The sequence below is a fragment of the Pseudonocardia terrae genome, from assembly GCF_021343995.1.
In the GTDB taxonomy this organism is placed as follows: Bacteria; Actinomycetota; Actinomycetes; order Mycobacteriales; family Pseudonocardiaceae; genus Pseudonocardia; species Pseudonocardia terrae.
This window is the reverse complement of record NZ_JAJTTE010000001.1, coordinates 252,042-278,161: the sequence shown is the minus strand read 5'-3', so window position 1 is coordinate 278,161 and position 26,120 is coordinate 252,042. Positions and strand designations below refer to the sequence as shown.

The window sequence follows — 26,120 nt, the reverse complement described above, 5'->3', positions numbered from 1 at the left end:
GGAGGCAGTCTCCCACCGCCGTGATCGCCCCGCTGACGCCAGGCTCAGCTCAGTCCGAGCTCCGCGGCCAGGGCGCGCAGGGCGCCGCGGTACTCGTCGTCGGGCGTGCCGGACGCGGTGAGGATCTGGGCGCCGATGTGGTCGGCGCCCGCCTCGAGGTGCGCGTTCAGCCCGGCCGCGACGGTGGCCGCGTCGCCGTGCAGGACCAGGGCGTCGATCGTGCGGTCGCTGGCGGTGTCGAGGTCCTCGGTGGTGAAGCCGGTGCGCAGCAGGTTGCGGCGGTAGTTGGACAGGCGCAGGTAGGGGTCGCGGACCTTCGGCCGGCCGACCTTCCGCGCGTACTCCGGGTCGGTGGAGAGGACGACCTTGTGCTCGGGGGCGAGCAGCGGGCCCGCCCCGAGGATCTCGCGGGCCTCGGCGGTGTGCCGCGGCGTGGTCAGGTAGGGAGCCGCTCCCGCGGTCCGCTCCCCCGACAGCCGCAGCACCTTCGGGCCCAGCGCCGCCAGGGCACGGCCCGCGACCGGGACACCGCCGGCGTCGAGATCGTCGAGGTAGCCGACGATCGTGTCGTACGGCGAGCGGTACTCCTGGGTCGCCTCGGGGTGCCCGATGCCGACCCCGAGGAGGAAGCGGCCGGGGTACGCCTTCTCGATGCGGTGGTAGGACTCCGCGACCTCGGGCGCGGGCGCCTGCCAGATGTTGACGATGCCGGTCGCGATCGCGATCCGCTCCGTCGCCGCCAGCAGCTCCTCCGGCAGGGCCAGGTCGGCGGGCGGCGAGCCGCCGATCCAGATCACGCCGTAGCCGAGCGACTCGATCTCCGTCGCGAGCTCGGGGGTGAGCTGGTCGCGGCGCAGCCAGATCCCGTAGCGCCCCAGGTCCACCGACATGCGTTCCTCCTCGCGTGCTCCGTTGCGGGGTGTTCCCCTTCCCCGGCAACCGGGCCCTACACGTCGTGCATTCCTGTCGGTGCCCGTCCGTAGGCTTCCGGGTGTGAATCTTCCGGGTGGGCATCGTGGGGGCGCGGGGCGCACCCTCCCGTGGCGCCGCCGGCCGCAGGTCCTCGTCCCCGCCCGGCCCGACCGGCCCCGCCGGGTACGGCCCGGCACGCGCGCGGTCGTGGTCGGCGGCGGGATCGCGGGCGTCAGCGCGGCGGTGGTGCTCGCCGAGCGCGGGGTGGCGGTCACCCTCCTGGAGGCGGCGGAGACCCTGGGCGGGCGGCTCGGCGCCTGGCCGCACACCCTGCCGGACGGGTCGGGGCAGGTCGTCGAGCACGGGTTCCACGCCTTCTTCCGGCACTACGACACGTGGCGCTCGATCCTGCGGCGGATCGACCCGGAGCTCGGGTTCCTGCGCCCGGTCGAGGGCTATCCGGTGATCTCGCGCCGGTGGCCGGCCGAGGACCTGGGCGACCTGCCGGCCGCGCCGCCGCTGAACCTCCTCGCCTTGTTCGCCCGCTCCCCCAGCCTTCGGCTGCGCGAGATCGCCGGGGCGGACGCGAGCCTCGGTTTCGCCCTGCTGGCGCACGACCCGGAGGACACCGCCGCGCGGTTCGACGGCATGAGCGCCGGAGAGTTCCTCGCCCGGCTCGGGGTGTCGGAACGGGCGCGGCAGATGCTGTTCGAGGCCTTCGCCCGGTCCTTCTTCTGCGACCAGGCCGGGCTGTCGGCGGCCGAGCTCGTGGCGATGTTCCACTACTACTTCCTGGGCAACCCGGCGGGTATCGGCTTCGACGCGCCCGCCGAGGACCACCTCACGGCGATCTGGGCGCCGCTGGCCGCGTACCTGCGCGGGCTCGGTGCCGACATCCGCGTCGGGATGCGGGTCACCTCGCTGGAGCGCGCGGGGCGGGCCTGGAGGGTGCACGGCGCGGGCGGGTCCGTCGAGGCCGAGCACGTGGTGCTCGCGCTGGACCCGGGGGCGCTGCGGACACTGCTCGGCGGGTCGCCGGTCGCCCCGGACCTCGCGGGCCGGGCGGCGGCCCTGTCGGTCGCGCCGCCGTTCGCCGTCACGCGGCTCTGGCTGGACCGGGACGTCCGGCCGGAGCGGGCGGTGTTCAGCGCGGTCTCCGGCGAGCCGACGCTCGACTCGGTCACCGTGTACTCCCGGCTGGAGGGCGAGTCGGCGCGCTGGGCCGCGCGTACCGGCGGCTCCGTCGTGGAGCTGCACTCCTACGCCTGCCGCGCCCCCGACGTCACGACCGCCACCGCCCGGATGCGGGCCGAGCTGGCGGGGCTGTGGCCGGAGACCGCCGCGGCGGAGGTCGTCCACCTGCAGGAACGCCTCGAGGCCACCGCTCCCGCCTTCCCGCCCGGCACCGCCGGCACGCGCCCGGGCGTGGTGACGGACGCGCCCGGCGTCCGGGTCGCGGGGGACTTCGTGGAGTGCCCCTACCCGTCGGGGCTGATGGAACGGGCCGCGATGACCGGTGTACTCGCGGCCAACGACGTCCTGGCCGCGGAAGGGGCCGGGCCCGAGGAGATCCGCGGAATCGCCGCCCGCGGGTTGCTGGCGGGGCTGCCCGTGCACCGGCTCGGCCGGCTCGGGCCGGCCGTGCCGCGCCCGGAGCCGGCGCCGCGGTGAGCGCACCGGCTGGTGACGTCGCCGCCGCGGTTGCCGGTGACGGACCAGGGCGAGCCGTCCGGCTCGCGGTGCACCACGACGCCGAGCGCGGCGTGGCGCTGGTGCGCCCGCTCGACGCCGCCGGTGCGCCGGTCGGCCCGGTGCACATGGTCGTGCCGGCGGGGCTGGACCTGCGCGGGCAGCGGGCGGTGTGGCGCAACGCCCGCACCTACCGCGCGCTGCTCGCCGCGGGGGTGCGGGCGGAGCGGGCGCACGACGTCGAGCTGGTGGAGGGCCTCCTCGTCGGCGCCGACGGTGCCTTCGGGGCGCCGCACGGGCTCGCCGCGGCGGCCGCCCGGCTGGCCGGCGGGCCCGTCCCGCCGGACGAGGAACCCGAGGACGCCGCCGACGAGCCGCCGGCCCTGTTCCGTCGCGCCGAGCCCGACCCGACCGCGACCCTCGACTCCGTCGTCGCCGTGCACGCCGCACAGCAGCGCCGGCTCGCCGCCGACCCCCGGCTGCGCACGCTCGCGGCGGCCGAGTCCGCGGGCGGGATCGTCGCGGAGGAGATGCGCGCCGAGGGCCTGCCCTGGCGCGCCGACGTGCACGACGCGCTGCTCACCGAGGCACTCGGTCCCCGGCCCACCGGACACGGCCGACCTCCGCGGCTCGCCGCGCTCGCGGCCGAGGTGGAGGCGGCGTTCGGCCGGCCCGTGAACCCCGACTCGCCGGCCGAGCTGCTGCGTGCCTTCGCCCGCGCCGGGTTCGAGCTGCCCAGCACCCGGAGCTGGGTGATCAAGCGCGTGGACCATCCGGCCGTCGCGCCGCTGCTGGCGTACAAGGACCTGGCCCGGTTGCACGCCGCGCACGGCTGGAACTGGCTGCGCACCTGGGTGCACGAGGGGCGGTTCCGGCCGGAGTACGTCGTCGGCGGAGTGGTGTCCGGGCGCTGGGCCACCCGCGGCGGCGGGGCACTGCAGATCCCGAAGACGGTGCGGGCGGCCGTCCGCGCCGACGACGGGTGCCAGCTCGTGGTCGCCGACGCCGCCCAGCTGGAGCCGCGGATCCTCGCCGCGATCGCCGCCGACGCCGCGCTGGCCCGCGCGGGAGGCACCGAGCGGGACTCGGATCTGTATGCCGGCCTGGCCGCGGAGCTGTTCGGCCCGGACGTGCCGAACGGGCGGGCGAAGGCGAAGCTGGCCGTGCTGTCGGCGATCTACGGCCAGACCTCGGGCGACGCCGGCGCCCACCTCGCGCTGCTGCGCCGCCGGTTCCCGGCCGCGGTCGCGGTGGTCGAGGAGGCCGCGCGGGCCGGCGAGGAGGGCCGGTTGGTCCGGTCCTGGCTGGGCCGCACGTGCCCGCCGGCGCGCCCGGGCGACGAGGTGCCGGCGCGGGCCCGGGCGCGCGGCCGGTTCACCCGCAACTTCGTCGTGCAGGCCACCGCGGCGGAGTGGGCGCTGGTGCTGCTCGCGGAGCTGCGGAGCAGGCTCGGGCGCGCGGGCAACCCGTCCCGGCTGGTGTTCTTCCAGCACGACGAGGTGATGCTGCACGGGCCGGCGGACGCCGCGCCCGAGGCCGCCGAGCTGGTCCAGGCCGCCGCCGACTCCGCCACCCGCACCCTCTTCGGCGCGACCCCGGTCCGCGTCCCGATGCCCGCCCGCGTGGTCGAGTCCTACGCCGAAAAGTAGCGCAGTATGGTTCCACACCGCGCAATTCCGACGCGTTCAGCCGCAGTATGGTTCCATGACGCGACAGATTCCCGCGTTCAGTCGCGTTGTGGTTCCGTACTGCGACTCGGCGTCGGCCCGCCGCGGCCGTCGCCGGCGATCTTGCGGGAGTCGTGGGTCTGCGGGTAGGAGACCGGCGCGACCCGGATCAGCACCCGGCGGGGACTGTCGAGCAGTCGGTGCATGCGGTCGGGATCGCGGGGCTGCAGCCGGCGGGCGAGGAGCGGGAGCACGGCGTCGAGCGTCGCCCTGTCGCGGTGCACCGTCGCACGCCCGCGCACCCGCACCATCCGACGCCCGGGCAGGTCGGTGCCGAGGTTGCTGATCACCAGGCCGACCCGCGGGTCCCGCTCGGCCGCGGTCACGTGCGCCCGCCCGGTCACCGCGGTCAGCCAGAACACGCCGTCGTGGAAGAGGTGGCTCATGGTCACCCCGGCCGGCCAGCCCTCCTCGTCGGTGAAGAGGAACGTGCACTCGCGGGCCGCCTCGACGAGCTCCGCCCGGTCGGGCGCGGCCAGCCGGGCCTGCTCCATGCCTTCGAGATCCCGCTCGCCGACGCGCGCCACGAGCCGAGGGTAGGCCGTCGGACGTCCGTTTGGTAGAGCGGCTACGCGGCGGCCGGCACCGGTGCGCCGATCGCGGACAGCACCGCCGCGCCCATCGCCTCCATGCCCTGCGCGTTGGGATGCACCGGCGCCGCGGGCGAGGTCGGCAGCAGGCCCTCGATCCACTTCACGCCCGGGAGCCGGCACATGTCGTGCCCGATCGTCGGCGTGTAGGTGTCGACGTAGGTCGCCCCGGCCGCGGCGGCCTGGGCGCCGAGCATCGCGTTGAGGTCCTTCTCGATCCCGCGCAGCCACGCGACGTCACCGGGGCTGAACGGCACCACGGGGAAGCAGCCGGGCCCCTCGTCCGGCAGCAGCGACGGGTACCCGACGACGGCGACGCGGGCGCCCGCCGAGCGCGTGCCGATCTCCTTCAGGACCGCGGCGATCTTCGGCGCGGTCGCGGCGATCCGCTGGTCCAGCTGCTCGCCGTAGAAGTCCTTGCACGCGGCGCCCAGCGGCTGCTGCGGCGAGCGGAGCGCGCACTCCTGGATGATCTGGCCGAACCCGATGTCGTTGCCGCCGATGGTGAAGGTGACGAGGTCCTCGCTGCCCGTGAGCGCGTCGAACTGGGCGGGGTTCTCGCCGAACGTGACCTTCTGCGGGACGGTGAAGTCCGCCGTGGTCGCGCCGCTGCAGCTCACGTCGACGAAGTCGGTCGCCCCTGTCCCCCGGGCCACCACCGACGGGAAGTTCGAGCCCGACCGCAGGCACCCGGCCGGCTGTCCGGTCTGCGGCGGGACCAGCGGCCCCGCGCTGTACGAGTCGCCGAGGGCGACGTACCGGCCGGCCTGCTCGGTGTCGTCGGCCAGCGCCGTCCCCGCGGTTCCGACCACGGCGAGCACCACGCCGACGAGGACTGCCAGGGATCGGCTCGGGACACGGCGCACGGGCGGCCTCCGGGGCGCGGGCGGGGCGAGCGACGCCCGCCGGGGAGGCGGGCGGACGGCGCCGGGCCCGGCACCACCGGGACACTAACGAGGTGATCGCGCGGCGGGACCGTCTTCCATCCGGGTGAGTGAACGACGCAGGCGCAGCGGGGGGACGAGCCCGGCCCGCAGCGACGCGGCGTCGAGCGTGCGGGGCGCGTAGCCCAGCCCGTCGAGGCGGTCGGCGGCCAGCTCGGCGGGGTCCGCGGGGGGTGCGTCGGGCAGGCCGCAGACGAAGGCCCACTCGTGCTCCGGGCTGCCGACGTACGCGCGGTGCGGGAACACCGCGCCGAACCGCTCCCACGCCGCACGCAGGGTGGCGTCGCGCCACTGCGCCGGGCTGCCCGCCTGGCTCACGACGACGCCGCCGGGCCGCAGCCGGGCCGCGCAGCGGGTCAGGAAGTCGGTGGTGTAGAGCCGGTTGAGCTGGGCGTCGGGCTGGTCGGGACGCTCGTCGGGCAGATCGACGACGATCACGTCCCAGGTGCCGTCCGTCCCGTCGACGAAGGCGAGGCCGTCGTCGTAGTGCATCCGGACCGGCCCCTCGTGGGCCTCGGCGGTCGCCAGCGCGGCGGGTGTGTAGCCGTAGGGCAGGTGCTCGGCGCACAGCCGCACGCACTCCCGGTCGAGGTCCACGTGGTCGACGACCGCGGCACCGCACGCCACGGCGAGCTCGCTCACCACGCCCTCGCTCGACCCGATCACCAGCACGCGCTCCCGGCGCTCGGCGAGCAGCGCGGCCGGCACGAACAGCGCCTCGTGGTAGGTCAGCTGGGTGGCTTCGGCGCTCTGCCGCTCCCCGTCGCAGAACAGCGTGACGCCGTGCGCGGTGTCCGCGATCAGCACCTCCTGCAGCTCGGTACGGGTCCGCAGGCGGACCGCGTCGAGCTGCCAGCGCCGGGTCAGCCCGGGCGAGAGGGGCTCGTCGACCCGGCCCGCGCCACCGCGGTCCACGACCTCGATCGCGGCGTCCGCGGCGCCGAGGGTCAGCGCGAGCCGGCGCACGGCGTACACAGGGTCGGCGCCGTCGCCGCAGGTGAAGGCGTCGACGAAGGCGGACCCGAGCTCAGGCCAGGTGTGGATCGACGCGTGCGACTCTGCCAGCAGCGCAACGACCGTGACCCCCTGCGGCGCGAAACGCTCCGCGACGAGCTGCCGCACGTCCGCGCCCGCGGCCAGCAGGGCGGTGCGCAGCGCGTGCCGGAGGCCGTCGGCGTCGTCGAGCAGGGCCGGGTCGATGCCGCGCAGCTCGCCGAGGACGTGCCGGCCGACGGGATGGGACGTCTGCACGGGCCAGAACCCTAGGTCAGCGACGGCGCCAGGACGTGCACGGGCAGCGGGCCGAAGCCGTTGAACCCGACCGAGGCGTAGCTCGCGGTGTAGGCACCGGCGTGCAGGAGGTCGACGGCGTCGCCCGCGGCGAGGTCGAGGGGCAGCGCGTAGGGCCGGCGGCGGTAGAGGACGTCGTCGCCGTCGCACGTCGGGCCGGCCAGCACCACCGGGCCCGGAGGGCCGCTGCGGCCCGGTGCCCGCACCGGGTAGTCGATCGCCTCCCCCTCCGCCTCGGCCAGCCCCTGGTAGCGGCCCGCGTCGAGGTAGACCCAGCGACGGTGGTCGATCCCCGGCCGGCGCGAGACCCGCAGGGCCGTGGTCCGCAGCACCCCCGCCTCGGCGACGAGCGCGCGGCCGGGCTCGAGGGCCAACCGGACCGCGTCGACATCACCGACCGTGATCGCCGCGGCGACCGCCTCGTGGATCGCGTCGGCGTAGGCCGCGAGCGGCGGGACCTCCGCGCGGTAGCGGACGGGCAGTCCGCCGCCGACGTCGAGCACGGGCCCACCGATCCCCGCGGCGGACGCAACGCGCAGCGCGACTCGCACCCCCTCGGCAAATGCGGTGGGCCTGAGCTGCTGCGATCCGGCGTGGAACGCGATCCCGGCCCGACCGCGGGCGAGCCGGGCGGCCTCGGCCGCGGTCGCGCCGAACTTCCCGAGGAACGGGGTCGCGGCTCCGTCGTCGGCGACGAGCACGCGCACGAGCACCTCCACGCCGGCGGGCAGCGTCGTGAGGTCCTCGACACTGTCCGTGACGAAGCGACGGACACCCTGCTCCGCGGCGGCGACCGCGGCACCCGGCCCGCGGACGGGGTTGCCGTGGCAGAGCCGGGCCGGGTCCGCGCCCGCCGCGAGGCACAGCGCGATCTCCTCGGCCCCGGCCACGTCGAAACCGCTGCCGAGCGCGGCGAGGGTACGCAGCACGTCCGGCTCGGGGCAGGCCTTGACCGCGTAGAGGATCTCCGCGCCGGGGAACGCCGCCGCGAGCTCGGCGTACCGCCGCGCGACCAGCCCGGCGTCGAGCACCAGGAACGGCGTCGGTCGCGGTTCGGCGAGGAAGGCCTCGAGGGCGGGGGTGGGCACGGCCCGATCCTGCCGTCCGCCGATCAACCGGGCCGCACCCGCCCGGCGGTCCCGTCGACGACCACCCGCCGGCCGGTGGCGATGCGCGCCACCGCACCGGGCACGCCGACCACGGCCGGGATCCCGTACTCGCGGGCGACGACCGCCCCGTGCGAGTTCGTCCCGCCCATCTCCATGACCAGCCCCGCCGCGGTGAGGAACAGCGGCGTCCAGCCCGGGTCGGTCGACGGGCAGACGAGGATCTCCCCCGGCTCCAACCGGGCGTCGGCGGGGTCGGACACCACTCGGGCGGGCCCCTCGACCACGCCGGCCGACGCCGGGGTGCCCCGCAGCTCCCCGCGCGCGACCGGTGGGGCGTCCGGGTCCGGGACCGCCTCCGGCTCGGTCCCGTCGGAGAGCAGGATCCGTGGGACGTGCCGGCGCCTCCGTTCGCGGTCGTACGCGGCTCGGCGGGTGACGACGAGCGCACGCAGGTCGGCGCCGGCGAGCCCGGCGCGGCAGTCGTCGGTGGTGAGGTGCACGACGTCCCGGGCCGCGGCGATCCGGCCGGCCTCCGCGAGCACCTCGCCCACGGCCAGGAGATCCGTCCGGGCCGCGTCGAGGATCGCGACCAGGGCGAACTTCGGCAGCTCCCGCAGACCCGCGAGCGCCCGGGCCCGGCAGAGCAGCAGCCGGACCGCGCGCCCCCGCAGGCCGCCGGCCCGGGCCGCGAGCACCTCGGTGGTGCGCCTCGCCTCGGCCGCGGCGGCGGCGAAGACCCGGTCCGGGGTGCGGTCGGGGTCGGCGCGCAGGTACCCGGCGAGCACGCCCAGCAGGTAGGACGGGTCCTCCCGCCACCGCGGGACCCCCAGGTCGATCTCGGCGACGGCGCGGTGGCCGTAGCGCGCCAGGAAGTCGCGCAGACCCTCGGCCAGGACCGCGGGTGCACTGCCGGCCTCGAGCGCACGCCGCGCCGCGTCGGCCGGGCCCGTGACCAGCGCCGTCGACGGCGGGTCGGTGGCGATCCGTCCGGCCAGCCGCCAGAGATCGAGGTCCATCTCGGTGGTGACGTTGTGGGGCAGTCCGCGCAGGACCGTCGACAGCTCGCCGGGCCGGGCGCGCCCGCGCAGCAGCGCCGCGGCGAGCCCGAAGGCCACGAACCCCGCCCCGGCCACCGGCAGCACCCGCGCGATCACGGCGGGCGGCTCGCCGGCGAGCGTGGCCTCGATCCGGTCGAGGCGCCCCGCGGCCGGGAGCGGGGGCCGTGCGCCGAGCCGGTCCCGGAGGTCGGCGACCGCCGCCTCGACCCCGCGTCGCGAGCGGCCCGGCGCCAGGAGCGCCGTCCCCATCCGCGGCGGCATCCGGAACCGGGTGAGGACGCGGGCCAGCGCGCGGGCGAAGCGCAGCCGGCGCCGCCGCAGCACCGCGAACGCGGGGTCGGCGAGCACCCGGCGCAGGACGGTGGCGGACCGGGTCTCCATGACGTCGACCAGGCGCAGGATCACCACCCGGCCGACGGGATGCCGGAGCGCCCCGGTGACGTCGACGAGCAGCCGCTCCCCCGCCACGGTGAGCACCGGCGCGCCCGCGCGGAGGTCCGGCACCGCGATCCCCCACAGCCGGGCCATCGAACCGGTCATCACGCGGAAGGCGCCCTGGCCCACGGTCGTGAGCGGGCCCAGCACCCCTTGCGCGACGTTGACGTTGAGGTAGATGCGCAGGCCGGGCGCAGGGTCCTCGGGCAACGGGTAGAGCGTGGTGACCGGCCGCGCCTGCACCAGCCAGACCCGCTCCGCGCCGTCGACGGCCCACTCCAGGTCCTGCGGCCCGCCGTGGTGCTCGGCGACCCGCCGGCCGAGGTCGGCGAGCTCGCGGGCCCGGGCGTCGGACAGGGCCGGGCCGACCCCGCCGGCCCGCCGCTCGACGACCCGTCCGCTCGCGTCGAGCACCACGTGCTCGGGGTCGACCGCTCCGGACACCACGGCCTCGCCGAGCCCCGGTGCCGCCTCGATCACCGTCTCGGCCCGGCGTCCGGTGACCGGGTTCGCGGTGAACAGCACGCCGGCCGCCGCGGCCGGCACCATCCGCTGGACGACGACGGCGAGCGCGACCGTCCGCCCGTCGATCCCGTGGGCGGCCCGGTAGGCCACGGCGCGGTCGGTCCACAGCGAGGCCCAGCAGCGACGGACGGCGTCGAGCACGGCCTCGGGCCCCTCGACGTCGAGGAACGTGTCCTGCTGGCCGGCGAAGCTGGCGTCGGGCAGGTCCTCGGCGGTGGCCGACGAACGCACCGCGACGAGGCCGTCGGCCAGCGCCCGGATCGCCGCGGCCAGCTCCGCGGGGACCGGGGCCGCGCGGACGGCCGCGCGCAGGGCGGCGGGCGCGGCACCCTCGTCGAGCAGGGGCCCGACGACCGGGTCGGCCACCGCCCGGTAGGCCACGGTGGTCACGCAGCTGCCGGGCGGGACCGGGAAGCCCGCCCGGATCAGCCGGCCGAGCGAGGCGGCCTTGCCGCCGACCAGCGCCGTGTCGTCGGCCGCGGCGAGATCGAGGATCCGTGGGCCTGCGGCGAGCGGGCCGGGCAGCATGTGCGTCATGGCGCCTCCTCGTGCGTGGGAGGAGCGTAGTCCGGCCCGGACCCATTTTCAACGCATGTTGAATGAGCGTGCGACCTGCGCTCCCGCGATCCCGCCGGCCGCCCCCGCCCGCCTCTACCGGTCGGTAATGTCCCGGGCATGACCGCACCGAAGACCCAGCGCCGGGGCCGGGCCATCGCCATGACCGACGACGAGCGGGACGCCTTCCTCGCCGAGGAGCGGACCGTCCGCGTGGCCACCAACGGCACGCACGGCCCGCACGCCACGCCGCTCTGGTTCCACTGGGACGGCTCCGCGATGTGGCTGACTTCTCTCGTCCGCGCGCAGCGCTGGGCGGACCTGGAGAAGGACCCGCGCATCGGGGCGGTGGTCGACGCCGGGCACGACTACGACCAGCTCCGCGGCGTCGAGATCCGCGGGCGGGTCGAGCCGGTCGGCGAGATTCCGCGCACCGGCGAGCCCAACCCCGAGCTGGAGCGGGTCGAGCAGGCCTTCGCGGACAAGTACACCGGCGGCCACGTGGTGATCGACGGCCGGCACGCCTGGCTCCGCCTCACCCCGGAGAAGATCAGCAGCTGGGACTTCCGCAAGCTGCCGGGCGCCCGCCAACGGCCCGGCTCCTGATCCACCCGCCCGTCATGGAGCCACGACGCACGTTTCCAGGGCTCCACATGTGCGTCATGGAGCCATAACGCGAGTTCGACGGCTGGAAATGCACGTTATGGAACCATGATGCACATTCCGCGGCGCCGGTCGTGGGTTATGGAGCCATAACGCCTGGAGCAGCCTGATCCGGGCGTCATGGCTCCATGGTGGGTCAGGGGGTGCCAGTCAGCAGGGGCCAGAGGCCCTCGGCGCCGACCTCGAGGACGCGGGCGCCGACCCGGTCGTTCCAGTAGGCCTCGGAGCCGTCCTCGTCCCGCCAGGCCCAGAGCCGGGTGGTGACCAGCCGCAGGTCGTGCTCGCGGGTGAACCCGATCGCGCCATGTACCTGGTGGGTGATCCGGGCGACCTGGCCGGCCGCCTCCCCCGCCCGGGCCTTGGCCGCGGCGATCGCGAACGACGCCTCGGCGAACCCGTGCTTGTCGACCTCCCGCGCGGCGGCCTCGGTCGCCGCCGCGGCGGCGGCCACCTCCGCCCCGGCCAGCGCGAGGGTCTGCTGGATGGCCTGCAGCTTCGCGATCGGGCGGCCGAACTGCACCCGCTCGGTCGCATACTTGACCGCCATCGCCACCGCGCCGCGGGCCGCACCGGCCAGCAGCAGCGCCCGGCCCAGCGCCGCCCGCAGCGGGAACTCGACCACCGCCACCGACGGCACCGCGGCCACGTGCCGCACGGTCAGCTCGTTGAGCACCAGGTCGTCGCGGGGCTCCTCGGCGAGGTTGGTCCCCTCCTCGACCCCGGCCCCGGCCGTCTCGACCAGCAGCACCTGCTCGCCGGCCAGCACCGCGACGGCGGAGACCGCCCGGCCCCACGGCACCCGCCGCAGCGTGCCGGACACGTCTGCGCCGGCCCCGCCCGCGGCCGGCTGGATGGTCAGGTTCCCGGCAACCGTCGCCGACAACGGCCCGGACGGCACCTCGATCCCGGCCGCGTGCAGCAGCCACGCCGCAAGCAGGTCGGTCTCCACCAGCGGCACCCGCGCCGCGAACTGCCCGGCCGCGATCAGCACCGCCGCCGCGTCGGACATCGTGCCGCCGCTGCCCCCGGCCTCCTCGGGCAGGGTCAGCCGGGCCAGCCCGGTCTGCTCGACGCTCTCCCACAGCTTCGCGTCGAACGCGTCGGTGGAGCTGTCCCAGGCGTCGCCGAAGACCGACTCCGCCATCTCCCGCAGCTCGGAGCTCATCTCACTGCTCATCGCAGACCCAGTCCTCGTGCCACGATCCCGCGCAGGATCTCGTTCGTCCCGCCCCGCAGCGTGAAGCCCGGGGCGTGCAACACCGCATCGGCCAGCAGCCGGGCGAAGCCGCCCTGCTCGCCGGCCGGGTCCGGCGGGATCGACACCAGCAGCCGGGCCGCGTCGATCACCTCGTTCTCGAACCGGGTACCCAGGTCCTTCACCACCGCCGCGGCCAGCTCGGGCGCCTTGCCCGCCTCCAGCGCGCCCGCGATGGCCAGCGACATCCGCCGCAACGTCCAGTACCGCGACACCAGCCCGCCCAGGTCCCGGCGCCGCCCGGCGTCCAGCTCCTGCGCCGAGACCTCGCCCAGCAACGCCACCAGCAGCGGGAACGTCGACAGGTACCGCTCCGGGCCCGACCGCTCGAACGCCAGCTCCGAGGTCACCTGGTGCCAGCCCTGCCCGATCTCGCCCAGCACCATCGAGTCCGGGATGAAGACCTTGTCGAACACCACCTCGTTGAAGTGGTGCGCGCCCGTGAGCAGCGGGATCGGCCGGATCGTCACCCCCGGCGCCTTCAGGTCCACGATCAGCTGCGACAGCCCGGCGTGCCGGTTGGTGTCGTCCTTCGGCGAGGTCCGCACCAGGGCGAAGAACGCGTGCGCGTGATGCGCCCCCGACGTCCAGACCTTCGTGCCGGTCAGCTCCCAGCCGCCGTCGACCCGGTCGGCCTTGGACCGCACCGACGCCAGGTCCGAGCCCGAGTCCGGCTCCGACATGCCGATCCCGAAGTACACCTCCCCCGCCGCGATCCCCGGCAGGAACCTCTGCCGCTGCTCCTCGGTGCCGAAGCGCATCAGCGACGGCCCGATCTGCCGGTCCGCCACCCAGTGCGCGGCCACCGGCGCGCCCGCCGCCAACAGCTCCTCGGTCACCACGTACCGGTCCAGCGCGCCGCGACCGTGCCCGCCGTACTCGGTCGGGATCGTCATCCCCAGCCAGCCGCGCCGCGCCAGCTCCTTGGTGAACCGCTCGTCCCACCCCGAGAGCCAGGTGTCCGCACGCGGACGCCAGGCCCCGGCCGCACGCTCCTCCGCGAGGAACGCCCGCACCTCGGACCGCAGCGCCGCGACGCGCTCCGGCAGCTCCACCGGCGGGGGCACGAGATCCGGCAGTGTCGCCATCGTGTCCGTCACCCGTCCTTCCTAGCCCACGGATCGGGCACGTGCATCAAGGTGTGGCGGGATGGGAACATCCGGGGCATGACGAACCCCGATCTCGAACGGAAGGTCCTCGAGGCCGTCCCCACCGGTCTGCTCATCGGCGGCGAGTGGCGACCGGCGTCGTCGGGGGCGACGACGAAGGTCGAGGACCCGTCGACGGGCGAGGTCCTCGTCGAGGTCGCCGACGCGGGGCCGGAGGACGGCCTCGCCGCGCTCACCGCCGCCCACGAGGCACAGGCCGGCTTCGCCGCCATGGCGCCGCGCGAGCGCGGGGAGATCCTGCGCCGCGCCTACGAGACGATGATCGCGCGCGTCGACGACCTAGCCCTGCTCATGACCCTCGAGATGGGCAAGCCGCTGGCCGAGTCGCGGGGCGAGGTCACCTACGCCGCCGAGTTCTTCCGCTGGTTCAGCGAGGAGGCCGTCCGGATCGACGGCGGGTACGCCACCGCACCCGCGGGCGGCAGCCGCTTCCTCGTGATGAAGCAGCCGGTCGGCCCGTGCGTGTTCATCACGCCCTGGAACTTCCCGCTCGCCATGGGCACCCGCAAGATCGGCCCGGCGATCGCCGCGGGCTGCACCGTCGTGATCAAGCCCGCGCCGCAGACCCCGCTGTCGATGCTGGCGCTGGGCCAGATCTTGCTCGACGCCGGGCTGCCGGCCGGCGTGCTCAACATCGTCAACGCCACGGACGCGAGCGGTGTGATGGAGCCGATCATCAAGGACGGCCGCGCGCGGAAGCTCTCGTTCACCGGCTCGACGGGCGTCGGCAAGATCCTGCTGGAGCAGTGCGCCGCCAAGGTCCTGCGCACCTCGATGGAGCTGGGCGGCAACGCCTCGTTCCTCGTGTTCGACGACGCCGACCTCGACAAGGCCGTCGAGGGCGCGATGCTCGCGAAGATGCGGAACATGGGCGAGGCGTGCACCGCCGCCAACCGCTTCTACGTCCAGCGCGGCGTGGCCGAGGAGTTCGCCGCCAAGCTCGCCGAGCGGATGGGCGCGCTGAGAGTCGGCCGCGGCACCGAGGACGGCGTGCAGGTGGGCCCGCTCGTCGACGCGAAGGGCCGGGACAAGGTCGTCGACCTGGTCGGCGACGCGGTCGCCAACGGCGCGCAGGTCAAGGTCGGCGGCGAGGCCGTGGAGGGCCCGGGCTACTTCTACCGGCCGACGGTGCTCACCGACGTGCCGCGGGACTCGCGGCTCAACCACGAGGAGATCTTCGGCCCGGTCGCGCCCATCTCGGTGTTCGACACCGAGGACGAGGCCCTCGCCGCGGCCAACGCCACCGAGTTCGGCCTGGTCAACTACGTGTTCACGGAGAACCTGAACCGGGCGCTGCGGGTCTCGGAGAAGGTCGAGAGCGGCATGGTCGGGCTCAACACCGGCCTGGTGTCCAACCCGGCGGCCCCGTTCGGCGGGATCAAGGAGTCCGGCCTGGGCCGCGAGGGCGGCACGGTCGGGATCGAGGAGTTCCTCGAGGTCAAGTACGTCGCCATCGGCGGCCTGGGCTGACCCGCACCATGGAACCATAACGCTCGTTCTCCCCGCGGATTCGGGCGTTATGAAACCATAACGCTCGTCTTTCGCCCGAATGAGAGCGTTATGGTTCCATAATGCATCAGGTGCTCGTCGGGGTCCTGCGGCGCAGGCGAGGCCACACGACCAGCGCGACCGCGCAGACCAGCTGCGAGATCGCGTAGCCCGCGGCCACCGGCATCAGGTGCTCCACGGGGTGCGCGCCCGAGGCGTCGGCCGGGCCGATCGGGATGAACAGCACCACGACGATCACGAACGCGGTGCTGATCAGCTGGAGCCGGGCGAAACCGACGCCGTCGTGCCGCGCCTGCCGCACACCGAGCTCGTGCGAGATCACCAGCCGGGCGATCATGCCGAGCAGCAGCACGCGGAGCACGTCGTCGGCCGAGGCGTAGCCCGGGCCGAAGAACTCCAGGCCCCAGCGGGCCAGCAGGACGCCGACCACGATCATCGGCAGGAAGATCAGGTACAGCCGCTTCCGCGAGGCCCGGATGTGCGCCGCCGCGTTCTCCGGGTCCCTGGCCAGCTGCGCCGACAGCGACTGCATGAACCGCTGCGCGGCGATGTCGATCACCATGACCGCCTGCCAGGCGATGAAGAACGCCGCACCGGTCGTCGCGCCGAAGCGCTGGGTCACGATCACCGTGACCTGGTTGAACAGCAGCACCGTGCCCCAGTGGGCCAAGGTCGTGGGGCCGAGGAAGGACACGGCCTCACGGCGCGTCGGCAGCCACTCGCGGTCCGAGAGCTGCGCGAACTTCCGCGTGTAGATGCCGCCGATCACCGCGCTGCCGAGCGTCCACAGCGCGATCGGCACCACCCAGGACAGCACGACGCCGAACGGGCCGAGGCTCGCGCCCAGCGCGACCAGCATGCCGATCCGGGCGACCGCGAAGGCGATGTTGCGCCACGACGCCCACCAGGTCTTGCCGACCGCGATGAGGCTGAAGTCGTGCACGCCCCACAGTCCCCAGCCGATGCCGGCGACCAGGAACAGCAGTCCGCCGGCCCAGAGCGGAAGCACCTCGCCGGCGCCCGTCGACGCCATCAGCGGTTCGAGGAGCACGTAGACCAGCCCGACCAGCGCGCACGACGGGATGATCACGAGGTGGCTGCGCCAGAAGAGAGTCGACGCCTTGCGGCCCGACCTGGGCATCCACAGCATCATCGCGGAGTCGAGGTTCAGCTGCGCCACGCCGGCGACCAGCAGGAAGGCCGACACGAACGCCGAGGCGTAGCCGACCGCCTCCTGCGGCATGATCCGCGCCGCGATCAGCCAGCTGACGAAGCCGGCCAGCGACCCGACGGCGCCGCTGATCGAGAGGGACAGGCCGTCGGAGAGCGCCCGCTTGCCCGAGCCGCCGGACGACGACCCGAGATCCCTGCCGGACTCGGCCGGGGGCTCGGGGCCGTCGCCGTCGGCCGCGTCGCTCCGCACCGCCGGTTGGCCGGGCGCGAGCTCGACGGTCGGGAGGTCGTGGGGCCGGGGCGGGCTGTCGAACCAGCCCACCGGTTCGCCGTCGACCGAAGTGCGGCCCGCCGCGGAATCCCCGGGGCGGCCCGCCGCGGAATCCCCGGGGCGGCCCGCCGCCGTGCCGCCCGAGGGGTTCCGCCGGCCGCCGGCCGGACCGGGAATGACGTCGTCGAAGAGGGGTGCCGGTCGCCGATCGGGGTCGGGGACCGGGGGTCGGGTGCCGCCCGCGGGCGGATCGGGCTCCTCGCGCCGGTGCGCGGAGACGGGGGTGCTGGCCTCGGAGTCCGGTCGTGTCACTGCGCCTCGGCAGGGACGGGAGCGGACGACGGGACAGCTCCGACCACGGGGGGCAGGTGGGGAAGCCTGGCCGTCAACATGGGCGCCGATCGTACCTCCGGCCCGCCGGTGTCCCCCGTGCGGCCGAGCGTGTCCGGGCGCGTCGCCCGGACGAACGGGACGTCACGGGCCTGCTCGCCCGCACGCGTACCTCGCGGGGCGTTCCGGGCGGCGCCCGACGCGCTGGGGATCACCCGATGGGGTCCTTGTAGGGTCCGGAGCCGAGATCACCACCGCAGCCGAGGGGGGACCGGACGGAATGGGGGACGGGTACACAGTGGAGCAGAACGGTCCGATCGGGATAGCCGTCGTCGGCGGCGGGTACTGGGGTCCCAACCTCGTCCGCAACGCACAGCAGACCCCGGGCCTGCACCTCGAGTACCTCTGTGACCTCAACGCCGACCGTGCCCGGCAGGTCCTGGGCAACTACTCGACCGTGCGGATCTCCACCTCGCTCGACGAGGTGCTGGCCGATCCCGCGGTGTCCGCCGTCGCGATCGCGACCCCGGCCGCCACCCACTTCGACGTGGCGATGCGCGCCCTCGAGGCCGGCAAGCACGTGCTGATCGAGAAGCCGCTGGCACCGTCCTACGAGGAGGGCCGGCAGCTGGTCGAGGCCGCGGAGCGGCTCAGCCGGGTCCTCATGGTCGACCACACCTTCTGCTACACCTCCGAGGTCCGGCACATCCGCGAGGTCGTGCGCAGCGGCCGCCTCGGCGACCTGCAGTACATCGACTCGGTGCGGATCAACCTGGGCATCGTGCAGCCGGACGTGGACGTCCTGTGGGACCTCGCCCCGCACGATCTGTCCATCTTCGACGCGATCCTGCCCGACGACGTGTTCCCGGTCTCGGTGGCCGCGCACGGCTCCGACCCGGTGGGGGCGGGGCACGCCTGCGTGGCGCACCTGACGCTGCGCCTGTCCAACGGCGCGCTCGCCCACGTGCACGTCAACTGGCTCTCCCCCACCAAGATCCGCACCTTCGTGGTGGGCGGGTCGAACCGGACCGTGGTCTGGGACGACCTGAACCCCACCCAGCGGGTCTCCGAGCACGACCGCGGCGTCGACCGGATCCAGTCCGAGCTGGACGACGCCGACGTCCGCGGCCGCAGGCTCGTCTCGTACCGCACCGGCGACACCGTCGCCCCGGCCCTGGCCAACCTGGAGGCCCTGCGGTCGGTCATGGTCGAGTTCGCGGCGGCCATCGCCGAGAACCGGCGCCCGCTCACGGACGGCTTCGCGGGCCTGCGGGTGCTCGCGATCCTCGAGGCCGCCTCCGAGAGCCTCGCGAAGGACGGCCAGTCCGTGCCGATCCGCGCGATCCAGGAGACCCCGCGCACCACCGCCGGGGTGATCGAGGACGTTCCGACCACGATGGCCCAGCGCGGCCGCGGAGAGGTGACGGTGTGACCAGCAGCGAGAAGGCGGCACAGCCGGTCGAGGGCCAGCGGATCCTGGTCACCGGCGGTGCCGGCACCATCGGCTCGACCCTCGTCGACCAGCTCGTCGAGGCCGGTGCGGCCGAGGTCGTCGTGCTGGACAACCTCGTGCGCGGGCGGCGGGAGAACATCGCCGCGGCGCAGGAGGTCGCGGGCGACCGGTTGACCCTCGTCGAGGGCGACATCAACGACCGTGGGCTGGTCGGCGAGCTGACCGCCGGCAAGGACCTGGTGTTCCACCTCGCCGCGCTGCGGATCACGCAGTGCGCCGAGCAGCCGCGGACCGCGCTGGAGAGCCTGGTCGACGGCACGTTCACCATCATCGAGGCCGCGGTCGAACACGGTGTGAAGAAAGTCGTGGCGAGCTCGTCGGCGTCGGTCTACGGGCTGGCCGAGGAGTTCCCCACCACCGAGCGCCACCACCCGTACAACAACGACACCTTCTACGGCGCCGCCAAGGCGTTCAACGAGGGCATGCTGCGCAGCTTCCACGCCATGAACGGCCTGGACTACGTCGCGCTGCGCTACTTCAACGTCTACGGCCCCCGGATGGACGCCTACGGCGTCTACACCGAGGTGCTCATCCGCTGGATGGAGCGCATCGCGCGCGGCGACCGTCCGCTGATCTTCGGCGACGGCAGGCAGACCATGGACTTCGTGCACGTCCACGACATCGCCCGGGCCAACGTGCTCGCCGCGCAGGCGCCGGTCACCGACGCGGTCTACAACATCGCGACCGCGCAGGAGATCAGCCTGGCGGAGCTGGCCGAGGCGCTGCTCAAGGCCATGGACTCCGACCTCACCCCGGAGTTCGGGCCGGCCCGACAGGTCAACGGCGTCACCCGCCGCCTCGCCGACATCTCCGCCGCCGCCCGCGACCTCGGTTGGAAGCCGACCCTCGGCATGGACGAGGGGCTGCGCGGGCTCGTGCAGTGGTGGAGCGAGGAGACCGACACGCAGGTCGGCGCATGATCCCCGTGATGAAGCCCCTCCTCGGCGAGGAGGAGGCGGAGGCCGTCGCGGCCGCCGTGCGGTCCGGCTGGGTGGCGCAGGGCCCGCGGGTCGCCGAGTTCGAGAAGGCGTTCGCCGCCCACGTCGGCGCCGCGCACGCGGTCGCGACCTCGAACTGCACCACCGCGCTGCACCTGTCGCTCCACGTCCTGGGCGTCGGCCCGGGCGACGAGGTCGTGTGCCCGTCGTTCTCCTTCATCGCCACCGCCAACGCGATCCGCTACTGCGGCGCCACCCCGGTGTTCGCCGACGTCGAGCCGGCGACCGGCAACGTCTCCCCCGAGACCGTCGCCGCGGTGCTCACCCCGCGGACGAAGGCCGTGCTCGCGGTCCACCAGGGCGGGCAGCCCGCCGACATCCCGGCGATCAAGGCCGTGTGCGGCGACGTGCCGGTGGTCGAGGACGCCGCGTGTGCGGCCGGGGCGACCCTGCACGGGAACCCGGTGGGGACCGGCGCGCTGCTCGCGGCGTGGTCCTTCCACCCACGCAAGCTCCTCACCACCGGTGAGGGCGGCATGGTCACCACCGACGACGCCGAGTGGGCCGCCCGGCTCCGCCGGCTGCGCGAGCACGGGATGACCGTCTCCGCCGCCGACCGGCACGCCGCCGGTACGAAGGTCGTGCTCGAGGGCTACGACGAGACGGCCTTCAACTACCGGATGACGGACATGCAGGCCGCGATGGGCCTGGTCCAGCTGGGCCGGCTGCCCGGGATCGTCGCGCAGCGCCGGGCCATCGCCGAGCGCTACCGCGAGCTGCTCGCCCCGCTGGGCGTGCGCGCAGTCGGCGACCCGGCGCACGGAACCGCCAACTACCAGTCGTTCTGGATCGAGCTGCCGGAGGGGGCCGACCAGGTCGCCGTCCTCGGCGCGCTCGCCGAGGCCGGGATCTCCGCCCGCCGCGGGATCATGGCCGCGCACCTGGAGCCCGCGTACGCCGGGCACCCGCACGGGCCGCTGCCCGTCACCGAACACCTCACGCGCCGGACCGTGATCCTGCCGGTGCACCACGAGATCGGGGAGCCCGAGCAGCGCGCGGTCGTCGACGCGCTGGCCGGTGCCCTCGGCCTCACCACCAGCTCCCCGAGCCACTAGGAGCCGCATGGCCGCCCCCACCACCCCGGTCCAGCACGCCCCGGTCCCCCTGGTCGACCTGGCCGCCCAGCACGCGGAGGTCGCCGCCGAGGTCGCCGAGGGCTGGGAGAAGGTCCTCGCCCGCACCGCCTTCGTCGGCGGGCCGGCCGTCGCCGACTTCGAGGCCGCCTACGCCGCGTACTCCGGCGTGGAGCACGTCGTCGGCGTCGCCAACGGCACGGACGCGCTCGAGCTCGCCCTGCGCGCGCTCGGTGTCGGCCCGGGCGACGAGTGCATCGTCCCGGCGAACACGTTCATCGCCACCGCCGAGGCCGTCGCGCGCGCCGGGGCCGAGGTCGTGCTCGTCGACTGCGAGCCCGGCACCGCCCTGATCGACGTCGACGCCGCCCTCGCCGCGGTCACCGACCGGACCCGGGTCGTGCTGCCGGTCCACCTCTACGGCCAGGTCGCCGACGTCGCGCGGCTGAAGGCGGGGCTCCCCGACCACGTCGCGATCTGCGAGGACGCGGCGCAGTCCCAGGGCGCGCGGCGGGACGGGCTGCACGCCGGCGCGATCGGCGACATCGCCGGCACCAGCTTCTACCCGGGCAAGAACCTCGGCGCCTACGGCGACGCGGGCGCGGTGCTCACCGGCTCGGCCGAGCTGGCCGACCGGGTCCGGCTGCTCGGCGCGCACGGCTCGCCGCGCAAGTACGAGCACACCGTCGCGGGCGTGAACAGCCGGCTCGACGCGCTGCAGGCCGTCGTGCTCTCGGCGAAGCTCACCCGGCTCGACGCGTGGAACGCCGCTCGGCGGGCCGCCGCGGCGCGCTACGACGCCCTGCTGGCCGACCTCCCGGGCGTCACCACGCCCACGGTCACACCGGGCAACGAGCCCGTCTGGCACCTCTACGTGATCGAGGTCGACCGGCGCGACGAGGTCCTGGCGCACCTCAACGCGAACGGGGTCGGCGCGGGCATCCACTACCCCACCCCGGTGCACCTCACGGGCGCCTTCGGGCACCTCGGCAAGACCGGTGACTTCCCGGTGGCCGAGGCGATGGCGGACCGGATCCTCTCGCTGCCGCTCTACCCGCAGATCACCGAGGAGCAGCAACAGCGGGTCGTGGACACCCTCCGCGTCGCAATCTGACCCGACACCCGAAGACCCGATACACGAACGGTGCCCCCGCTCCCGTGAGGTGAGCGAGGGCGCCGTTCGTGGTTCCGGAAGGATCCTCAGGGTCGGTCGATGTTCGCTCCGCGAGCTCCGCTCAGCGCCGATGTTCGCTCCGCGAGCTCCGCTCAGCGCGGGCCGAGGAACCATTCCTCCCAGTTGTCGAACGCGCCGTTCAGGGCGGCGCGGAAGATCAGCGGGCGGTCGATCTGGGTGATGAAGGTGCGCGGGATCGTGCCCGCCGGGCGGGTGTCGACGGCCTGCGCGTACACCGTCCGGTAGACGCGGCTCGCGATCGCGCCCGCCTCCGGGGTCCAGTTCGCCGACTGGCCGAAGGGGATGGCGAACTCGTCGACCTGGTGGCCGAGCATCCGCTCCAGACGGGTGCGCGACTCCACGAGCTCGCGCTCCGCGGCGGCGGCATCGAGCCGGCCGAAGTCGGGGTGCGACGCCGAGTGGCTGGCCAGCGTGACACCGGCCGCCTCGAGCCGGGCCAGGCCGGCCCAGTCCAGCACGTGCGCGAAGCCCGCGTCGTGCCCGCCGTCGGCCCATCCGCTGACCGCGAACATGGTCGACGGGACCCCGTGGTGGCGCAGCACCGGCACGGCGTTGTCGAGCACGCTGGTGGCGCCGTCGTCGAAGGTGATCGCGAGCTGCTTGCGCTCCGGGGCCGCGAGCACCTCGGCCGGGGTGGCGAAGCTCCACCCGTCGTCGACGGCGACCTGCAGGTGTCGCTCGAAGTCCGCCGGACGCACGTCGTTGACGCCCCACTCGTCCGTGCCGATCGAGTGGTAGGCGAGGATCCGGCCGAGCGCGGCGCCGCGCGGGCGGGTCAGGCCGGTGCGGGTCCGCAGCGCCTCGTCGAGCGCCAGGCCCCACCGCTCCGCGCGCATCCGGCCGGCGACGGCGCACCGGTAGGCGGCCTGGGCCGCGGGGAGCTCGCCGAGCGTGCTGCGCAGCGAGGAGACGGCAGACGACACGACCGGTCAGCCCTTCCGGACGCCGCTGAGGATCACCCCGGCGAGCAGCGCCGGAACGGTCCACTCGACGGCGTGGATGGTCGTCTCGGGGACCTCCTTGCTCCCCATGACGGCCGAACCCGCGACCGCGCCCACGGCGGCGGTGGTCAGGCCCAGGCCGACGAGGTCGGCCTTGCTGCGGCGCTGCGCCAGCAGCCCGACGCTGCCCAGCAGGTGCGCGGCCGCGGCGGCGCGGAAGATCGGGGTCCAGCGGGCCCAGCCGGCGGCGACGACGCGCTCGCGGTCCTGCGGGCCGCCTGCGGCGTCGGCCGCGGCGTTGAGGCCCGAGGCCCCCATCAGCGAGCCACCGAACCAGGCGGCCGCGCCGACGTCGCGCAGGGCGCGCAGCGCGGTGCTCGCGGCGGTGGAGGCGGTGGTCTGGGCGGCACGGGCCATCTCGGTCTGCTCCTTGGTCCGGTGTGGTCGGCACGGGGCGCCGGCTCGCGCGGGGAGCGGAGGCGGCGGCGTCCCGTGGCGGGGCGGGCCGGCCGGTCGCCGGCGGGGACCCCGTGGACTCTCCCGCCGCGGGACTCTAGCGACGGGCCCGTCAGGCCCGGACGCGCAGGCCCTCCCCGGCCCGCTCGTGCGCGCTCCCGCACTCGGGACACACCAGGTCGTCGCCGAGCCGCTCGCCGCACACGCAGACCCAGCCCTTCACCCGCGCCGGGTTCCCCGCGACGAACGCGTGGGCCGGGACCGAGCGGGTGACGACGGCGCCGGCCGCGGCGAAGGCGTGCTCCCCGATCTCCGTGCCGCACACCACGACCGCGCCGGCGCCGAGCGTCGCGCCGCGGCGGACCACGGTCGACAGGAGCGCCTCGGGACCGCGCTTGATCGCCGAGCGCGGCCGCAGGTCGTTGGTGAAGAGCACGTTGGGGCCGAGGAACACGTCGTCCTCGCAGGTCACGCCGGAGAAGACGAGGGTGCCGTTCTTGACCGTCACGTTGTCGCCCAGCACGGCCCCGTCCTCGACGAAGGCGCAGTCGCAGATGTTGCAGTCCCGGCCGACCCGGGCGCCCGGCAGGACGTGCGCGAAGGCCCAGACCCGGGTGCCCTCCCCGACGTCCGTGCTCTCGCAGAGGCCCTGCGGGTGCACCCGCACCCCGGTCGTGCTCGTCGTGGCGCCGGTCATGCGCGCTCCCGCCCTCGTCCGTCGTGTGCGGCGCCGACCATAGCCGCGGGGTGCGACGGTCCCACCCCCGATCCCGTGCCCGCCGGGTGTGCGGCGTCGCACCGGGAGAGGGCGTAACACGCTCCGTCGGGTGACCGATGGACGACCGAGGGTCCGCTCCGGACCCCCGCGCGCGAATCGGGCAGGCTACACCCGGAGATCGGCAGCGGCGAGTCGACCATTAGGCTCGGGCGACCGAGACGAAGAGCGGCGATCAGGGCCCGGCGGGTGCGCGCGGCACGGACAGGTCTGACGGGGTACTGCGGTAGTGGAGCGAGACAGGGGTCCGGTGCGCGGCGACGAGCGGATCGCGGGCGGCCCCGGCCGTTCCGCCGCGGCGGTCAACCGGATCACCGGCCCGGGTGCGGACCCGTACGCCGATCCCCCCACCGAGCGCTTCGCCGCCGTCCAGGTCCCCGCGCCGGGCACCGCGGAGAACGCCGCGCTCGAGACCGTCGGTCTCCGGACCGCCCCCCTGCGCACCACGGATAGCGGCGGGGACACCGGCGGGGACACCTACGGGGACGCCGAGTCCCCGGGCACCGCAGAGCTTCCCGAGGCCGGCATCGACGCGGCGCCGGAAGCCGAACCGGGTGCCGAGGCGCCGCGCAAGCGCCGGTCCGTGCTGCCCAGCCTGGAGCTCAACGCCTTCGCGCTCATGGCCGCCACCGGGATCACCGCGCTCGTGGGGCTCGGCTTCTGGGCGATCGCCGCCCGGCTGCCCGCCGCGGAGGTCGGCCGGTCCTCCGCGATCCTGTCCACCGCCACGATGCTGTCGCAGGTCGCGGCATCGAACGTCGGGCTGCTCTTCGGCCGCGTGCTGGCGTCGGCCGGCACGAAGGCGCGCAAGCTCGTCCTGGGCGGCTACGCGATCGCGATCACCATCGCGCTCGTGCTCGGCGTGGGCTTCCTGGTCTTCTTCCCGCACGACGAGCTGTTCCCCACCTTCTGGGACCGCGCGGCGTTCCCGCTGCTCGTCGCCCTCCTCGCACTGTCGACGCTGCAGGACTGGGTGCTCACCGGGCTGCGCCGCTCCACCTGGATCCCGCTCGAGCAGCTGCTGTTCGCGCTGGGCAAGATGGGCCTGCTGATCCTCTTCGCGAACCTCGCGTTCGAGAAGGGCATCCTGGTGGCCTGGGCGCTGCCGATCATCGCGCTGCAGCTGGTGATCTCGCCGATCCTCTTCCTGCGCCTGCTCCCCCGGGTGCCCCCGCCCGGCGAGGGCACGCCGCCGATGCCGGACCGGCGCGGGCTGCTCTCGATCTTCCTGGCCGAGTACGCGACCGGCGCCGTCACGGTGATCATCCCGCTCGTGCTGCCGCTGCTCGTGGTGGCGCGGCTGGGCACCGAGGCCAACGCCTACTACGCGCTGCCGTGGCTGATCGCCGAGTCGTTCAGCGTGCTGATCTGGAACATCAGCTCGTCGTACGTCGTGGAGGCCAGCCACGACCGGCGGGAGCAGTGGACGCTGATGAAGCGCACCTTCCGGCTGAGCTACCTCATCGGCGGCCTCGGCGTGCCGTCGCTGTTCTTCCTGGCCCCCTGGGTGCTCTCGGTGCTCGGCGACACCTACTCCGAGCAGGGCACCTGGGTGCTGCGCTACGCCGTGCTCGCGATCCCGTTCACGATCATCAACATGAACTTCATCAACACCTCCCGGCTGCGCAACCAGATGGGGCGCGTCGTGGTGCTGGAGGTGTTCACCGCGGCCCTGGTCATCGGGCTCGCGGTGGTGCTCATGGATCGCATGGGCATCGGCGGCGCCGGCCTGGCGTTCCTCCTCGCCCAGGCCGTCACGGCGCTCGTCGTCGCCGTTCCGCTCGTCCGCTTCATGCGGACGCTGCGGCGCGACGCCGTCGAGGAGGAGAGCGACCCGGAGTCCGAACCGTCCGAGCCGTCCGAGCCGTCCGGGCCGGGCGCCGACGCCGGCCGGTCCGACCCCCCGACAGAGCCGACCCCCGTCGCCGGACTGGCGACGGGAGCAGGCCGGCGCCCGTCCTGAGG

21 protein-coding genes are annotated in these 26,120 nt (G+C 74.8%); 9 read left to right on the top strand and 12 right to left on the bottom strand.

Features of this window, described 5'->3' with window-relative positions; all coding sequences use genetic code 11:
• Window positions 1-44: 44 nt before the first annotated feature.
• Window positions 45-890 carry an LLM class F420-dependent oxidoreductase gene (locus LWC33_RS01270; RefSeq protein WP_233302232.1) on the bottom strand — a complete coding sequence of 282 codons (846 nt, stop codon included), beginning with the start codon at window positions 888-890 and terminating at the stop codon, window positions 45-47.
• Between the two features lie 103 nt (window positions 891-993).
• Here LWC33_RS01270 and LWC33_RS01265 point away from each other — a divergent pair, with 103 nt between their 5' ends.
• A complete protein-coding gene (locus tag LWC33_RS01265) occupies window positions 994-2,583 on the top strand; it encodes an FAD-dependent oxidoreductase (RefSeq protein ID WP_308190879.1) in 1,590 nt (529 codons plus the stop codon).
• Complete coding sequence (locus LWC33_RS01260) at window positions 2,580-4,250, top strand: bifunctional 3'-5' exonuclease/DNA polymerase (protein WP_233302231.1); 1,671 nt, start codon at window positions 2,580-2,582, stop codon at window positions 4,248-4,250. The genes LWC33_RS01265 and LWC33_RS01260 overlap by 4 nt, the downstream gene beginning before the upstream one ends.
• Before the next feature lie 77 nt (window positions 4,251-4,327).
• On the opposite strand, the gene LWC33_RS01255 is transcribed toward LWC33_RS01260, so the two are convergent.
• From LWC33_RS01255 to LWC33_RS01230, 5 genes are all read right to left on the bottom strand, one after another.
• Window positions 4,328-4,855, bottom strand: coding sequence for a pyridoxamine 5'-phosphate oxidase family protein (locus LWC33_RS01255; protein WP_233302230.1), 528 nt, complete (start codon window positions 4,853-4,855; stop codon window positions 4,328-4,330).
• A gap of 41 nt (window positions 4,856-4,896) precedes the next feature.
• On the bottom strand, window positions 4,897-5,784 hold the full coding sequence (locus LWC33_RS01250; protein WP_233302229.1) for an SGNH/GDSL hydrolase family protein: 888 nt from the start codon (window positions 5,782-5,784) through the stop codon (window positions 4,897-4,899).
• Between the two features lie 84 nt (window positions 5,785-5,868).
• Window positions 5,869-7,113 carry an adenosylmethionine decarboxylase gene (gene speD, locus LWC33_RS36400; protein WP_372476529.1) on the bottom strand — a complete coding sequence of 415 codons (1,245 nt, stop codon included), beginning with the start codon at window positions 7,111-7,113 and terminating at the stop codon, window positions 5,869-5,871.
• Window positions 7,114-7,124: 11 nt separating this feature from the next.
• A complete protein-coding gene (locus LWC33_RS01235; RefSeq protein ID WP_233302228.1) occupies window positions 7,125-8,240 on the bottom strand; it encodes a type III PLP-dependent enzyme domain-containing protein in 1,116 nt (371 codons plus the stop codon).
• Between the two features lie 23 nt (window positions 8,241-8,263).
• The gene (locus LWC33_RS01230) at window positions 8,264-10,816 is read right to left on the bottom strand and encodes a PEP/pyruvate-binding domain-containing protein (RefSeq protein ID WP_233302227.1); all 2,553 of its coding nucleotides are present in this window, start codon (window positions 10,814-10,816) and stop codon (window positions 8,264-8,266) included.
• Between the two features lie 138 nt (window positions 10,817-10,954).
• Between LWC33_RS01230 and LWC33_RS01225 the strand changes: the two genes are divergently transcribed.
• Window positions 10,955-11,440: a pyridoxamine 5'-phosphate oxidase family protein gene (locus LWC33_RS01225; protein WP_233302226.1), complete on the top strand. Its 486-nt coding sequence runs from the start codon at window positions 10,955-10,957 to the stop codon at window positions 11,438-11,440.
• Between the two features lie 193 nt (window positions 11,441-11,633).
• Here the strand turns inward: LWC33_RS01225 and LWC33_RS01220 are convergent, their stop codons facing one another.
• Both LWC33_RS01220 and LWC33_RS01215 read right to left on the bottom strand, forming a co-directional pair.
• Window positions 11,634-12,674: an acyl-CoA dehydrogenase family protein gene (locus tag LWC33_RS01220; protein ID WP_233302225.1), complete on the bottom strand. Its 1,041-nt coding sequence runs from the start codon at window positions 12,672-12,674 to the stop codon at window positions 11,634-11,636.
• Window positions 12,671-13,852, bottom strand: a complete 1,182-nt coding sequence (locus tag LWC33_RS01215) for an acyl-CoA dehydrogenase family protein (protein ID WP_308190878.1) — start codon at window positions 13,850-13,852, stop codon at window positions 12,671-12,673. The genes LWC33_RS01220 and LWC33_RS01215 overlap by 4 nt, the downstream gene beginning before the upstream one ends.
• A 66-nt stretch (window positions 13,853-13,918) precedes the next feature.
• On the opposite strand from LWC33_RS01215, the gene LWC33_RS01210 reads away from it, so the two are divergent.
• Entirely contained in the window at window positions 13,919-15,391 is a 1,473-nt protein-coding gene (locus tag LWC33_RS01210; protein WP_233302224.1) for an NAD-dependent succinate-semialdehyde dehydrogenase, read from the top strand.
• 106 nt (window positions 15,392-15,497) lie between these two features.
• Here the strand turns inward: LWC33_RS01210 and LWC33_RS01205 are convergent, their stop codons facing one another.
• Window positions 15,498-16,925 carry a lipopolysaccharide biosynthesis protein gene (locus tag LWC33_RS01205; RefSeq protein ID WP_233302223.1) on the bottom strand — a complete coding sequence of 476 codons (1,428 nt, stop codon included), beginning with the start codon at window positions 16,923-16,925 and terminating at the stop codon, window positions 15,498-15,500.
• Between the two features lie 559 nt (window positions 16,926-17,484).
• Here LWC33_RS01205 and LWC33_RS01200 point away from each other — a divergent pair.
• Genes LWC33_RS01200 through LWC33_RS01185 form a run of 4 tightly spaced genes read left to right on the top strand, consistent with a single transcriptional unit; the run spans window position 17,485 to window position 21,902 of the window.
• Window positions 17,485-18,636, top strand: coding sequence for a Gfo/Idh/MocA family protein (locus LWC33_RS01200; RefSeq protein WP_233302222.1), 1,152 nt, complete (start codon window positions 17,485-17,487; stop codon window positions 18,634-18,636).
• Window positions 18,633-19,637, top strand: a complete 1,005-nt coding sequence (locus LWC33_RS01195) for an NAD-dependent epimerase/dehydratase family protein (RefSeq protein WP_233302221.1) — start codon at window positions 18,633-18,635, stop codon at window positions 19,635-19,637. Before LWC33_RS01200 ends, LWC33_RS01195 begins: the two co-directional genes overlap by 4 nt.
• Before the next feature lie 8 nt (window positions 19,638-19,645).
• Window positions 19,646-20,770: a DegT/DnrJ/EryC1/StrS family aminotransferase gene (locus LWC33_RS01190; RefSeq protein ID WP_233302220.1), complete on the top strand. Its 1,125-nt coding sequence runs from the start codon at window positions 19,646-19,648 to the stop codon at window positions 20,768-20,770.
• Window positions 20,771-20,777: 7 nt separating this feature from the next.
• Window positions 20,778-21,902: a DegT/DnrJ/EryC1/StrS family aminotransferase gene (locus LWC33_RS01185; protein ID WP_233302219.1), complete on the top strand. Its 1,125-nt coding sequence runs from the start codon at window positions 20,778-20,780 to the stop codon at window positions 21,900-21,902.
• A gap of 152 nt (window positions 21,903-22,054) precedes the next feature.
• Here LWC33_RS01185 and LWC33_RS01180 read toward each other — a convergent pair whose 3' ends face one another.
• The 3 genes from LWC33_RS01180 to LWC33_RS01170 form a co-directional block, all read right to left on the bottom strand.
• Window positions 22,055-22,906 (bottom strand): polysaccharide deacetylase family protein, encoded by an 852-nt coding sequence (locus LWC33_RS01180; RefSeq protein WP_233302218.1) that lies wholly within the window; start codon window positions 22,904-22,906, stop codon window positions 22,055-22,057.
• 6 nt (window positions 22,907-22,912) lie between these two features.
• On the bottom strand, window positions 22,913-23,341 hold the full coding sequence (locus LWC33_RS01175) for a hypothetical protein (protein WP_233302217.1): 429 nt from the start codon (window positions 23,339-23,341) through the stop codon (window positions 22,913-22,915).
• Between the two features lie 151 nt (window positions 23,342-23,492).
• On the bottom strand, window positions 23,493-24,077 hold the full coding sequence (locus tag LWC33_RS01170) for an acyltransferase (RefSeq protein ID WP_233302216.1): 585 nt from the start codon (window positions 24,075-24,077) through the stop codon (window positions 23,493-23,495).
• A gap of 307 nt (window positions 24,078-24,384) precedes the next feature.
• Here LWC33_RS01170 and LWC33_RS01165 point away from each other — a divergent pair, with 307 nt between their 5' ends.
• A complete protein-coding gene (locus LWC33_RS01165; RefSeq protein ID WP_233302215.1) occupies window positions 24,385-26,118 on the top strand; it encodes a lipopolysaccharide biosynthesis protein in 1,734 nt (577 codons plus the stop codon).
• The last annotated feature ends 2 nt before the right edge of the window (window positions 26,119-26,120 follow it).